Origin of the sequence: Cellulomonas sp. PhB143 (assembly GCF_003752595.1) — a bacterium.
Taxonomy (GTDB): domain Bacteria; phylum Actinomycetota; class Actinomycetes; order Actinomycetales; family Cellulomonadaceae; genus Paraoerskovia.
Genome location: NZ_RKIJ01000009.1, coordinates 528,611 through 540,825 on the forward strand (window position 1 = coordinate 528,611; position 12,215 = coordinate 540,825).

Sequence of the window (12,215 nt, forward strand, 5' to 3'; positions counted from 1 at the left end):
ACCATGAGCGCACGCACCGCCGCCCGCCGCGACCCCACCGAGCGCCGCGACGAGCTGCTGGACGCGGCCCTGCGGGTGGCGACCCGCCACGGGCTCGTCGGGCTCTCCCCCGCGGGCGTCGCCCAGGAGTCCGGCCGGTCCAAGGCGCTCGTCTTCCACTACTTCGGCTCGACCGACGGCCTGCGCCGCGCCGTCGCGCGCGTGGCGATCGACGACCTGGACGCCCAGGTGCACGCCCCCGAGGACGTCCCCGCCGCGCAGCGCCCGGCGCTCGTCGCCCGGCGGTTCCTGGACGCAGTGACGGGACGGGCCCCCGTCTGGCGCGACGTCTGGCGCGGCACGCTCGCCGCGGACGCCGAGACCGCCGCGGCGCTCGAGGCCGTGCGACGTGCCCTCGTCGAACGCATGGCACGCGCGGCCTCCGACGCCGGCTTCGACCCCAGCCCGCGGGCCGCCACCCTCGCCCGCGGCTGGGTCGCCCTCGTCGAGACCGTCACCGCGCAGTGGCTCGACCAGGACGGGCCGGGCCCGCTCGGGCGCGCCGACGTGGAGTCCCTGGCCGTGCAGAGCCTGGCCGTCCTGGTCCCCGAGGTCCCCGCGGACCTCGGCCGCCGGCTGACCGCGGTCGCGCGCGCGGCGGCGCGCCCGGACGCGAGCCGATAGCGTCGGAGCACGAACGGTGCGGCGCACCCGCGACGCACCCGCGAACCAGGAGGTCGGCATGCGCGTGGTCGTCGTCGGTGCGAGCGGCAACGTCGGGACGGCGGTGCTCGCCGCGCTCGCCGTCGAACCGGTGGTGACCTCCCTCGTCGGGGTCGCGCGCCGCGTGCCCCGCGCGGGCGGCGCCAGCACCGTCGACTTCCCGCACGACGCCGCGAGCTGGGTCCGGCTCGACGTCACGGCCGGTGGCGCGGACGACGTCGTCGACCGGCTCGCCGGCGTGATGGCGGGGGCAGACACCGTGGTCCACCTGGTCCGCACGCCGCGGCGGCGCACCTCGGCACGGGACCGCCGCACCGGTGACGTGGAGGCCGCGCGGCGCGTCTTCGCCGCCGCCGGCCGCGCGGGCGTCCGGCACGTGGTCGCCGCGTCCTGCACCGGCGCGTACGCCGCGAGCGGCGGCGACGAGCCGCGCGTCGAGTCGTGGCCGGTGCGCGGCGGCGACACGAGCGGGAGCGCCCCGTGGGCCCGCGCGGAGAACGCCGACGGCACGTCCGCCGCGACGGACCGGCCGATGACCGCGACGGCGGAGGTCGAGCGCCTGCTCGTGCGGCTCTCCGCAGAGCACCCCGTCGTGGTGACCTCGGTCCGCTCGCCGATCGTGCTGCACCGGAGGGGTGCGAGCCAGCTGGTGCGCGACGTCGTCGGTCGCCTGCCGTCCGTCCCGCTGCGCAAGGACGGGACCGTGCCCGTGGTGCTGTGGCCCGAGGGCCTGCGCGTCCAGGTCGTGCACGCCGACGACCTCGCCCAGGCCTACCGGCGCATCGTGGTCCAGCGCCAGCCGGGCGCGTTCAACATCGCCGCGAGCGACGTGCTCGACGGCCAGACGTTCGCCGACGTCGTCTCCGGCGGCAGGCTGCGCCCGATCCCCGAGCAGGTCGCGCGCATGTCGCTGTCGTCCGCCAAAGCGCTCGGCGTCGCGCCGGTCGACGCGCGCTGGCTCGACACGCTGTTCGACTCGCCGGTGCTCGACACCACGCTCGCCCGCGCGATCCTGCACTGGGCACCGCAGCACGACGCCCGCTCGGCGCTCGAGGAGATCGTCGCCGGCATCCGGGACGGGGCGGGCGCCCAGACGCCGCCGCTGCTGCCGCTGCGGCCTACCGACTGACCGCCCGCCAGTCGCCCCGGCTCAGGACTCCAGCGTCGCCTCGAGCGTGATCGAGGTGCCGGCCAGCGCCTTCGAGACCGGGCAGGTCGCCTTGGCGTTCTCGGCGGCCTCCTGGAACGCGGCGGCGTCCATGCCGGGGACCTCGCCCTTGACGGTGATCGCGATCGACGGGATGCGGAACCCGCCGTCGGGGTCCGGCTCGAGGGTCACGGTCGCGCTGACGTCGAGCGACTCGGGCGTGGCGCCGGTCTCGCCGATGACCGCGGAGAGCTGCATCGCGAAGCACGAGGAGTGGGCCGCGGCGATGAGCTCCTCCGGGCTGGTGACGCCCTCGGCGTCGTCCGCGGCCCGGCGCGGGAAGGAGACGTCGTAGGTCGCCAGGCCCGAGCTGCTGAGCTCCACCTGCCCCGACCCCTCGGTCAACGAGCCGTTCCAGGCGGTCCGCGCGGTACGTGCAGGCATGTGCTGCTCCTTCGGTTCGGGGATCCGGCCGCGCCTCCCGGGCGACGGCCGGCGGTGGTGCCCCGGGTCGTGCGCGGGGCTCCGACCACGGTAGTTCGTCGGCCCGTTCTTCACCCGGCGCCGGTCGGGAGGCCGGGCGCCGGCGTCCTACAGTGTCCGCATGAGCGCCCCGTCGACGCCGGTCGAGAGCCCGTCCGACCGCCCGACGGGCCGCCCCGCCCGACGCCGGCGCCGCCGCCACGTCGCCCGCTGGGTCCTGCTCGTGGTCGGTGTCCTCGTCGTGGCCGTCGTGGTGGGCGGCATCGTCCTGGCGAAGCAGGCCCTGACCGCGCAGGACGCGCTGCGCAAGGCCGCGACCATGCTCCCCGCGGCCGAGGACGCCGTCCGCGCCGGCGACGTCGATGCCGCGTCCGCGGCCCTGGACGACGTCCGGCCGCTGACCCACCGGGCCCGGGTGAACACCGACGGTCCGCTGTGGGCGGTCGCGGCCCACGCCCCCGGCATCGGGCCGGACCTCGCCGCCGTGAGCACGACCGCCGCGTCGGTGGACCGCCTGACGCAGGACGTGCTGCCGCCCCTCGCCCAGGTCGCCCAGGTGCTGGACGGCGACGGGCTGCGACCGGTCGACGGGACGATCGACCTCGCGCCGCTGAACGCGGCGGTTCCCGTCGTCAGCGCCGCGTCCGACTCCGCGGACGAGGTCGCGGCCGACCTCGACGCGGTGGACACCGACGACCTGCTGCCCCTCGTCGCGGGCCCGGTCACGGACCTGCGCGACCGCACGACCGAGCTCGCGGCGACGCTGCGCACCGGCGAGCGGCTCGTCCGGCTCCTGCCGCCCGTGCTCGGCGCGGACGGGCCGCGCACGTACCTGCTGATGAACCTCAACAACGCCGAGCTCCGTGCCGCGGGCGGGATCCCGGGGTCGCTCGCGGAGATCCACGCCGACGCCGGCCGGATCACCCTGGGCACGCAAGCCTCGACCGGGGCCGTGGGCCCGTTCGACGAGCCGGTGGCGAAGCTCGCGCCCGAGGACGAGAAGCTCTACTCCGACCGGCTGGGCCGCTACGTGCAGGACACGGTGCTGACGCCCGACTTCCCGACGTCGGCCGCGCTGACCGCCGAGATGTGGCGCCGCAGCCAGGGCACGGAGGTGGACGGCGTGCTCGCCACCGACCCGGTGGCCCTGTCCTACCTGCTCGGCGCGACGGGGCCCGTGACCACGCAGGGCACGACGCTCACCGCGGACAACGCGGTCTCCTACCTGCTCTCGGGCGTCTACGCCGACCACGAGGGGCACGAGGCCACCGACGCGTTCTTCGCCGGGGCCGCGGCCGCCGTCTTCGGCACCGCCCTCGGCGGGAGCGTGGGCGCGGGCGACGTGCAGGGGGCGCTCGCGCACGCCGCGGACGAGCACCGGCTCCAGTTCTGGTCCACCCACGCCGAGGAGCAGAGCCTCGTCGCGGACACCGAGGCCTCGGGCGCGATCGACACGGCCGAGCGCGCCGACGGCTCGCTCGGGGTGTTCTTCAACGACGCCGTCTCCGGCAAGCTCACCTACTACCTGGACTCGGACATCGAGGTCACCGGCAGCCGGTGCACCGCCCAGGGCCGGGTCGACAGCCTGCGCATCACGCTCGCCTCGCGGGTCCCGAAGGACGCCGCCACGAGCCTGCCGGACTACGTGCTCGGCGACGAGCAGGGCGCCGAGCGCGTGGACCTGACCACGTACGTCGTCCTCTACCCCCCGCGCGGAGGATGGGTCTCGGACATCGTGCGCGGCAAGGACAACCTCGGTGGGCAGAGCGCCGTCGTCGGCGACCGGCGAGCGATCGAGCTGCCGCAGACGCTCGCGCCCGGCGCGTCGGCCACGATCACGCTCGACGTGCACGGGCCGGGCGCGGCGCCGACCGACCCGGTCGTCCCCGGCGGCACCGACCGGCGGGTCGACCTCTGGTCCACGCCGACGGCGACGGAGCCCGGCCTGCAGACGTTCACCGCCCCCTGCTGATCCGCCTGCCGGCCGGTCCGGTCACGAAACGGTGACAGATCCGCCCGGCCGCCGTTTTCACCCACACCACCTCTGCCGCGGTGCACGTCCGCGCCGATACGCTGGCGACGTCGCGACGACCTGTCGCCTCCGGCGGCTGCCACGGCCCCGGACGGCGCGAGGCACGACGCGGCGAGGAGTTCTCGGGAACCGGCCGCACGGCCGGGGACCCTCGGAGTCGATCGATGGGCAGTGATGACAATGTCGGGCACCACACCGAGGCACCGCTGGTCGGCCGCGCTCGCCGCGGGCGTCCTCGCCCCCCTGCTCCTCGCCGCGCCCGCGACGGCGGCCGAGGGTGACGACGGGTACGCCCCTGAGGCGGCGTTCTCCGTCCTGACGCAGCAGCCGATCTGCGACGGCGACGTGCCGTACCTGGGCTATGACGTCGAGGTCGAGAACACCGAGGCGACGGCCCTGACGATCACCTTCGTCAACCCTTCCGGCGAGGACTACGTCGTCGACGGGCTGACGGTCGGCTCGGGCCGCATCCTGTGGCCCGGCGCGACCGTCGACTCCGCCGGCAACCCCACCGGCTGGCCCGGCTGGGTCCAGCAGGACGACGGCACGTGGGTCGAGGGCGGGCCCTACCAGTGGGTGCGCGACTCCACGCAGGTGCGCTTCAACGTCAACCCCGAGGCCACCGTCACCGTGTCGTACCCGCCGTCGAGCCCGCAGTGCGCGACGCAGCCTCCCGGCACGCCGCCGATGACCCCTCCCGGTGACACGCCCGGGAACGACGCGACCCCGGTCGCGAACGCCGAGGGCGGCAGCAGCAGCACGCCGGGCCTCGCGGTCACGGGCGCCGAGATCGGCGCCTACGCGGGCGGCGCGGTCGTGCTCCTCGCGCTCGGCACGGGCCTCGTCCTGTGGACGCGGCGCTCGCGCAAGGGTTCCGCGGACGGCCAGGCCTGACGGCCCGCCACACCTGACAGCCGGTCACGGCTGACGAGCCCCGCCCGACCGGCGCACCGGTCGGGCGGGGCTCGGTCGTTCAGGCCGAGCTCTTTCAGGCCGAGTTCTTTCAGGCCTCGACGAGCACCGTGAACGGGCCGTCGTTGACCAGCTCGACGGCCATGTCCGCGCCGAACACGCCTGTCGCGACCTCGATCCCCCGGCCCCGCAGGGCCGCCACGACGGCGTCGACCAGCGGCTCGGCGACCGGTCCCGGCGCGGCCGCGTTCCACGTGGGCCGCCGACCCTTGCGCGTGTCGCCGTAGAGCGTGAACTGGCTGACCACGAGGACGGGCGCGCCGGCGTCCTGCACCGAGACCTCGCCCTCGAGGAGGCGCAGCTCCGCGATCTTGCGCGAGACGGTCTCGACCTGCGCGGGACCGTCCCCGTGCGTCACGCCCAGGAGCACCGCCAGCCCGGGCCCGTCGATGCGACCGACGACCTCGCCGGCGACCGTCACGGACGCGCGCGTCACGCGCTGGACCACCGCTCTCATCGCCTCCCCCCGCTCAGAACGCGGCCCGGACCTCGCCGACGGGCACGCCGCCGCCGAGGACGGGCACATGCTCGAGACCGTCGAGGGCGTCAAGAGCGCCCGCGTCGAGGCCGAGGCCGTCGAGGGCCGCCCGCCGCAGCGCCGCCACCAGCACGGCGGGGCGCGGCCGCGCCGAGCCGTCGAGGACCTTGAAGGCGATCGAGGCGCCGTCGGGCAGGCCGACCGCGAACATCCCGTCGACGCCGTCCTTGGCGACGACGCCGGGGAGGGCGCGCATCACCGCGGTGCCCTCGCGGCCGGTGCCGGCGACCATCTCCGGGTGCGCGGAGACCGCCGAGGCGACCCGCGCCTGCGCGGAGCCCGGAGCGCGTGCCGGGCCCGCGGCGACGCGGCCCGTGGCGCGCGCGAGCCCGCGCAGCGACGTGGCGAACAGCGGCGCGCCGCACCCGTCGGTGCTCACCGGCAGGTCGGGGTCGTCGCCGGTGAGCTCGGAGATCGTGGCGCGCACCGCCTGCTGGAGCGGGTGGGCCGGGTCGAGGTAGGTCGCGGTGTCCCAGCCCGCGCCGACGCAGGTCAGCAGCATCGCGGCGTGCTTGCCGGAGCAGTTCTGGGTGATCCGGTCGGGGCCGTGGCCCGCCACCTGCCACGCCAGCGCGGCGGCGGGCAGCAGCGGCAGGTCCGGCTCGTTGCGCAGCGCGGACTCGTCGAGGCCCGCGGCGCCGAGGATGCGCCGGGCACCGGCGAGGTGGACGGCCTCCCCGTTGTGGCTGGCCGCCGCGAGGGCCAGGAGCTCGGGCGGCAGGTCCAGCCCGGCGCGCACCATGGCCACGGCCTGCAGCGGCTTGACGCACGAGCGCGGCCAGACCACGACGTCCGGGTCGCCCACGGCCAGGCGCACGGCGCCGTCGCGGTCCAGGACCACGAGGTGGCCGAGGTGCACGGACTCGACCATGCCGCTGCGCACCACGTCGGCGAGGCGGCCCGCCCGGGCCGCGACGTCGTCGGTCACCGGGTCACCACCCGCCCGGGCGTCCGCCGCCCTGGCCCGGCCCGGGGCCCCGGCGCGGCGAGTACGGCGCGACGCGGGGCTTGACGTCGACGAGGTAGATGATCGCGGCGACGATGGCCACGATCCCGAGGAAACCGAGCCCGCCGCCGCCGAGGCCCACGAACCCGAGCGCCGCCGCGACCCCGAGGATGATCAGCCAGACGTTCTTGGTGAGCTTGCCCTCCGCGACGAACGCGCGCGCCGGCCGGCGGGCGCAGTCCACCAGCGCGTAGACCTGCACCACGAACGCGACGACGGACAGCAGCAGCAGCACGAGGGCCTGGGCGGAGGAGAGCACGGATCGAGCCTACGGGACCTGCTACGGCACCACCACGAGGCCCTCGGAGCGGGCGGCGGCCGCGACGTGCTCGTCCCAGGCGGCGACCACCGTCTCCGGGTGGCGGACGGCGAGCGCGCTGGCGACGTGCACGGCGTCGCCGCCGCGCAGGGTCGCGGGCACGCGGGCGACCAGGTCGGCGGCCGTCGCCGCCACGGACGCCGTGAGCTCCACGACGTGCAGGGCCGGCCACAGCTCCTCCCAGGTCCGTACGGCGGCCGCGTGCTCGGCGGGCTCGAGCGCCCCGGCCCGCAGGCCGGCCGCGAGGACCGCCCGGATCTCCGTGTCGGCGAGCCGGCTGGTGACGACGACGTCGGCCCGGTTCCACAGGGCGGCGGTCAGCCGCGAGCCCGAGCCGGGGACGCACAGGTGCACGAGCGCGCTCGTGTCGAGGTAGACGAGGGCCACGGCTCAGCGCCGGATGCGCCGGACGAGCCCGGACATGCCGCGGCTGCCGGCGCGCTGCTCGGCGCGGGCCGGGGCGCGCACGACCGGACGCTCGGTCGCGGGGGCCGTGAGCAGGCCCTCACGCGTGAGCTCGGTCAGCAGGTCGGCGGTGCCGATCCCCGCGAGACGCGCGACGGGGATCCCGCGGTCGGTCACGACGACCTCCTCGCCGTCCCGCGCTCGCTCGATCCACTGCTTCAGCTCGGCGCGCAACGCGCTGACGGCGACCTCCATGCCGGACAAGGTAGCGGTCGCCGGCGTCTCGGCGCACCCCTGGCACACCTCTGCCGTGCCCGTGGCGCGCCCGCGGACGTCAGAGCGCGGGCAGGGCGTCCCGCGCCGCCGCGCCGTCGAGCTCCGCCATCTCCAGCAGGTCGACCACCGGGGAGCGCAGCAGCAGCACGAGCGACTGCACGTGCCAGTCGTCCGTGCGGTGCGGGTCGAGGTCGTGGGCGACGTCCACGAGCGTCTCGCGCGCCACCGCCGGGTCGCGCCCGGCGCCGAGGGCGTCCGCGAGCGTCTCGGTGGCGGTCGCCAGCCGGGCCAGCAGGGACGCGACCCACGCGGCGTCGTCGTCCGTCGGGACCTGCACGACGGCGCGGCGGGCCAGGACGCGCGTGCTGTTCATCGCCCGGTGCAGCAGCACCGCGTCGCGCACGTGCCGCGACAGCTCGTCCTGGTACCGGTGCGCGACGGCGTTGACGCGCGAGAGGTCGTAGGAGGACCCGGCGACCGAGCGCCACTCCTCGATGGCGGGCTCGGCGGCGCGGCCCCGCACGAGCGCCGTGGCGAAGCCGTCCGGGTCGCTGTCCCGGGCGGCGTCGGCGAGCAGCGAGAACGTCGCCGAGAGCTCGGCGACCGCCGCGGTCGCGGCGGACCGGGGCCCCCGGCGGGCGTCGCCCGGCGTGAGGACGGCGACCAGCAGCGCCACGGCCGCGCCGGCGACGGCGTCGCCGAGCCGGTTGAGCGGGTCGGTTCCCGACGTCGTCGGCAGCCCGATGATCACGAGCGCCTGGGCGCCCGCCTGCGACGTCAGCAGCGCGCCCCGGTCCACGAAGCGGGCGATGAGGGTCGACGACGCGAGCAGCACGGCGACCTGCCACCAGCCGTCCCCGATCCAGTGCACGACGAACCCGCCGATGCCGACCCCGATCGCGACGCCCACGCCGAGCTCCGCGACCTTGCGGATCTGCCGGTCGGAGGTGAACCCGAGGCACACCCACGCGGCGATCGGCGCGTAGATCGGGTAGGGGTGGCCGAACACGTAGACGCCGACGAGGTAGGCCAGCGCCGCGGCCAGGGAGGCCTGGACGATCGGCCAGAACGCCGACCGCACGCGCGAGGTGCCCTGGCGGACCCGCGCCCGCAGCACGAGCGAGCGCATCGCACGCTCGGCGACCGGGGGGACCATGCGCCCAGCGTCCCCTAGATCATGCTCCGGGGCGCGCCGTCGCCGCGGGGCGTGACGCCGCGCGCGACGGGGGCCCGCGGCGCCGGGCGGTCGGCCGAGACGCCGTCGCCGGGCACGACGACCTCCTGCGTGGCGCTGACGTCACCGCCCTCGCAGTCGACGAGCAGCTCGACGTCCGACGGCGCGGAGCGCTTGAGCACGGCGAGCGCGACCGGGCCGAGCTCACGGTGGCGGGCCACGCTGGTCACGGCCCCGAGCACGCGGCCGCCGGCCTCGGCGCGGACCTCCGCGCCCGGCACCGGCAGCAGGTGCCCCGACCCGTCGAGGTGCAGCATCACCAGGCGCCGCGGCGGACGGCCCAGGTTGTGCACGCGCGCGACGGACTCCTGGCCCCGGTAGCAGCCCTTGTGCAGGTGCACGGCGGTGCGCAGCCAGTCGAGCTCGTGCGGGATCGTGCGGTGGTCGGCGTCCGCGGCGAGCCGCGGGCGCCAGGCGGCGACGCGCTCGGCCTCGGTGGCCCAGGTTCCCGCGAGGCGCCAGCCGGCGGCCTCGCGCGCCTCGACCTCGGCGACGAGGTCGGCGCGCGGCACGAGCACGAGGCGCCAGGCGCGCTCGGCACCGGGGTGCTCGTCGCTCGGCGGCCCGTACCGCGTGCCGCCCTCGGTGACGCCCGGCCACGGGTCGGCCCACGTCACGGGCTCGCCCTCGGCGCCCTCGGCGCGCAGCGGCTCGCCGAGCGCGGCGACGTCGTCCGAGACGTCCGTGACCTCGACCCGCATCATGAACCGCATGCGGTCCAGCCACGTCGCGAGGCCGGCCGCGGCGGGCCCCTCGGTGACGAGCCAGACCGCCTCGCCGTCGTCCACCACGCCCGCCGCGTGCTCGACGTGACCCTGCGGGCTCAGCACGAGCAGCTCGGTGGAGACGCGGGGCGCGAGGTCGAGCAGGTGCTGGGAGGTGATGGAGTGCAGCCACGTCAGGCGGTCCGGCCCGGCGACGCGCACCACCCCGAGGTGCGACTGGTCGACGACGGCGCCGCCCGAGGCGAGCGCGCGCTGCTCCCCCGCCGGATCGCCGTAGTGCCAGGCGACCCCCGCGTCGGCGCCTGAGGCCTCGACCGCGCCGTGCCGCTCGAGCAGGGGGCTGCGGCGTGCCGCCGTCGCGGTCACCGGCGCACCAGCCGGGCCGACGCGTAGGACTGCAGGGGGTGGCCGAACGCGGCGAGCTCCTCGACCCACAGGAGGTCGCCCTCGACGAGCCCGTACATGCGGTGCGACGCCCCGACCTCGGCCGCCGTCGCGGTCCGCGCCACGAGGTCGCTCGCCAGGTCGATCCGCCCGCGACCGACGGCGCCGACGTACACGCTCACGCGACCCGCGGCGTCGGCCATGACGACCTCGAGCGGGAAACGGTCCTCCTCCAGGCCCTCGGGACGCTCGCTGGCCACCCGCCAGTAGCCGGACTCGGCGGACCAGACGGTGCCGGGCAGCTCGGCGTCGCCGTCCAGCGTGCCCGCGGGCAGCGCGCTGCCGCCCGGCACGGGGACGGGGGCGTCGAGGATGCGCAGCGTGGAGGCGTAGCGCAGGTACGGGCCGCCGTCGTGGTCGACGACGACCTCGGTGACGAACGGCGCCTCGTCGACGCCGGGGTAGGACACGACGCCCTCGCCGCGCCACGTGCCGACGAGCCAGGCCAGGGGATAGACGTCCGGGGAGAGGTCGTCAGGGATCGCGAAGGTCATGCTCGCGCTCAGCGCTGGCCCTTGAAGAGCTTGTAGACGACGAATCCGGCGAACCAGACGATGGTCACCGTCGCGACGAGCAGCAGGCCGATGTAGAAGATCTCGAGGGCGTGGTTCGACATGCCGCGATCCTACCGCCCGGGGTTCTCGTAGTCTTCGCCCCATGACCGCGCACCCGCCCGCCCCGCTGCCCGACGACGTCCCCGCACCCCCCGGCGCGCGGTCGCTGGTGATCAAGGCGACCTCCGGGCTGGAGCGGCCGGAGGCGGTCAACCAGGCCTTCACGGTGGCGGCCGCGGCCGTCGCGGCGGGCGCGCCGGTCAGCCTGTGGCTCACGGGCGAGTCGGCGTGGTTCGGCCTGCCGGGCCGCGCGGCGGAGCTCGAGCTCGAGCACGCGGCGCCGCTGGGTGACCTGCTGGAGGCGGTGCTCGCCGCCGGGACCGTGACCGTGTGCACGCAGTGCGCGGCGCGCCGCGACATCACCGAGCCCGACCTGCTGCCGGGCGTGCGCATCGCCGGCGCGTCCGTCTTCGTGGAGGAGGCGCTGCGCCCGGGGGCGCAGGCCCTCGTGTACTAGGCCGCGCCGAGCACCCGCCCGACGACGTAGACGAGCGACCCGCCGAGGGACACCGGCAGCACGATCGCGGCGAGGGCAGCCGTGCGGCTCGTGCTCGCCACCTCGAGCCGGCCGAAGAGGGCGTGCGACGCCGCGACGAGGAGCCCGGCGACGAGGCCGGTCCCCAGCCCGCGCACGAGACCGACCTCCGCGAGCAGGGCGCCCGTGACCCCGGACGCGACCACGCCGACCAGGACGGTGAGCCCCTCGCCCCACCACGCGTGGAAGTCCACGGCCGAGAACGCGGCGGCCACGGCGAGGCCCGCGGCGCACGCGACGACGACGCCGACCCCCGCCTCGCCCGGGCCGGTCGCGAGCCAGCCCGCGCTCGCCACCGCGACGACGGCGCCCGCCACGCTGCCGGTCACCGAGTCCACGAGCCGCACCCGCCCGTCGCGACGCGCCATCTCCGCGGCGAACGCGACGACGACCGCGAACGCCAGCACCAGGGGCAGGTTGGCCAGCGCCTGGTCGCCGTCGGTGAGGTGGACCGTGCCGACGGCCGCGACGCCCGCGAGGGCGATGACGACCCGCGTCACGAGCGGTGCGGGCAGGTCGAGGAGCGAGGGCCACCCGGCGGCCAGGAGTCCGGCCAGGGCGAGCAGCACGAGACCGAGCGGAACCTCGCCGAGGAAGGCGGCGGCCGCGAGCGCGGCGGCGGCGACGGCCGTCGCGACGGCGCGCGTGGACGCGGTCACGACCGTGCTCCTGCGGCGGGGCGGCGTCGTTCACGGTCGGGGCTCGGCACGGGGGAAGTCTGTCAGACTCGCCCCGGCGCGCCGAACGGTGCCGATCCTGGCAGGGCGGCGCGTCGTGCCGACG

The 12,215-nt window shown here is 76.7% G+C and carries 15 protein-coding genes; 5 read left to right on the forward strand and 10 right to left on the reverse strand.

Going from position 1 to position 12,215, the window contains the following annotated elements; genetic code table 11:
- Positions 1-3: 3 nt before the first annotated feature.
- Both EDF32_RS03770 and EDF32_RS03775 read left to right on the forward strand, forming a co-directional pair.
- Positions 4-663 (forward strand): TetR/AcrR family transcriptional regulator, encoded by a 660-nt coding sequence (locus EDF32_RS03770; RefSeq protein ID WP_123307149.1) that lies wholly within the window; start codon positions 4-6, stop codon positions 661-663.
- Positions 664-679: 16 nt separating this feature from the next.
- On the forward strand, positions 680-1,831 hold the full coding sequence (locus EDF32_RS03775; protein ID WP_123307150.1) for an NAD-dependent epimerase/dehydratase family protein: 1,152 nt from the start codon (positions 680-682) through the stop codon (positions 1,829-1,831).
- 21 nt (positions 1,832-1,852) lie between these two features.
- Here the strand turns inward: EDF32_RS03775 and EDF32_RS03780 are convergent, their stop codons facing one another.
- Positions 1,853-2,293 (reverse strand): OsmC family peroxiredoxin, encoded by a 441-nt coding sequence (locus EDF32_RS03780; protein WP_123307151.1) that lies wholly within the window; start codon positions 2,291-2,293, stop codon positions 1,853-1,855.
- Between the two features lie 160 nt (positions 2,294-2,453).
- On the opposite strand from EDF32_RS03780, the gene EDF32_RS03785 reads away from it, so the two are divergent.
- Positions 2,454-4,304, forward strand: a complete 1,851-nt coding sequence (locus EDF32_RS03785) for a DUF4012 domain-containing protein (protein ID WP_123307152.1) — start codon at positions 2,454-2,456, stop codon at positions 4,302-4,304.
- A 234-nt stretch (positions 4,305-4,538) separates the two neighbouring features.
- Positions 4,539-5,258 carry a peptidase gene (locus tag EDF32_RS03790; RefSeq protein ID WP_148061561.1) on the forward strand — a complete coding sequence of 240 codons (720 nt, stop codon included), beginning with the start codon at positions 4,539-4,541 and terminating at the stop codon, positions 5,256-5,258.
- A gap of 109 nt (positions 5,259-5,367) precedes the next feature.
- Here EDF32_RS03790 and dtd read toward each other — a convergent pair whose 3' ends face one another.
- From dtd to EDF32_RS03830, 8 genes are all read right to left on the reverse strand, one after another.
- Complete coding sequence (dtd, locus tag EDF32_RS03795; protein ID WP_123307154.1) at positions 5,368-5,793, reverse strand: D-aminoacyl-tRNA deacylase; 426 nt, start codon at positions 5,791-5,793, stop codon at positions 5,368-5,370.
- A 13-nt stretch (positions 5,794-5,806) separates the two neighbouring features.
- Positions 5,807-6,802, reverse strand: coding sequence for an asparaginase (locus tag EDF32_RS03800; protein WP_123307155.1), 996 nt, complete (start codon positions 6,800-6,802; stop codon positions 5,807-5,809).
- A gap of 4 nt (positions 6,803-6,806) precedes the next feature.
- Positions 6,807-7,139, reverse strand: coding sequence for a DUF2516 family protein (locus EDF32_RS03805; protein WP_123307156.1), 333 nt, complete (start codon positions 7,137-7,139; stop codon positions 6,807-6,809).
- Positions 7,140-7,160: 21 nt separating this feature from the next.
- Entirely contained in the window at positions 7,161-7,586 is a 426-nt protein-coding gene (locus EDF32_RS03810) for a type II toxin-antitoxin system VapC family toxin (RefSeq protein ID WP_123307157.1), read from the reverse strand.
- A gap of 3 nt (positions 7,587-7,589) precedes the next feature.
- Entirely contained in the window at positions 7,590-7,859 is a 270-nt protein-coding gene (locus tag EDF32_RS03815) for a type II toxin-antitoxin system prevent-host-death family antitoxin (protein WP_123307158.1), read from the reverse strand.
- Between the two features lie 79 nt (positions 7,860-7,938).
- The gene (locus EDF32_RS03820) at positions 7,939-9,036 is read right to left on the reverse strand and encodes an FUSC family protein (protein WP_123307159.1); all 1,098 of its coding nucleotides are present in this window, start codon (positions 9,034-9,036) and stop codon (positions 7,939-7,941) included.
- A 14-nt stretch (positions 9,037-9,050) separates the two neighbouring features.
- On the reverse strand, positions 9,051-10,205 hold the full coding sequence (locus EDF32_RS03825) for a folate-binding protein YgfZ (protein WP_123307160.1): 1,155 nt from the start codon (positions 10,203-10,205) through the stop codon (positions 9,051-9,053).
- Positions 10,202-10,777, reverse strand: coding sequence for an FABP family protein (locus tag EDF32_RS03830; RefSeq protein ID WP_123307161.1), 576 nt, complete (start codon positions 10,775-10,777; stop codon positions 10,202-10,204). The genes EDF32_RS03825 and EDF32_RS03830 overlap by 4 nt, the downstream gene beginning before the upstream one ends.
- A gap of 163 nt (positions 10,778-10,940) precedes the next feature.
- Here EDF32_RS03830 and EDF32_RS03835 point away from each other — a divergent pair, with 163 nt between their 5' ends.
- Positions 10,941-11,354, forward strand: coding sequence for a DsrE family protein (locus EDF32_RS03835; RefSeq protein ID WP_123307162.1), 414 nt, complete (start codon positions 10,941-10,943; stop codon positions 11,352-11,354).
- On the opposite strand, the gene EDF32_RS03840 is transcribed toward EDF32_RS03835, so the two are convergent.
- Complete coding sequence (locus EDF32_RS03840; protein WP_123307163.1) at positions 11,351-12,091, reverse strand: hypothetical protein; 741 nt, start codon at positions 12,089-12,091, stop codon at positions 11,351-11,353. The genes EDF32_RS03835 and EDF32_RS03840 overlap by 4 nt on opposite strands.
- Positions 12,092-12,215 lie beyond the last annotated feature (124 nt).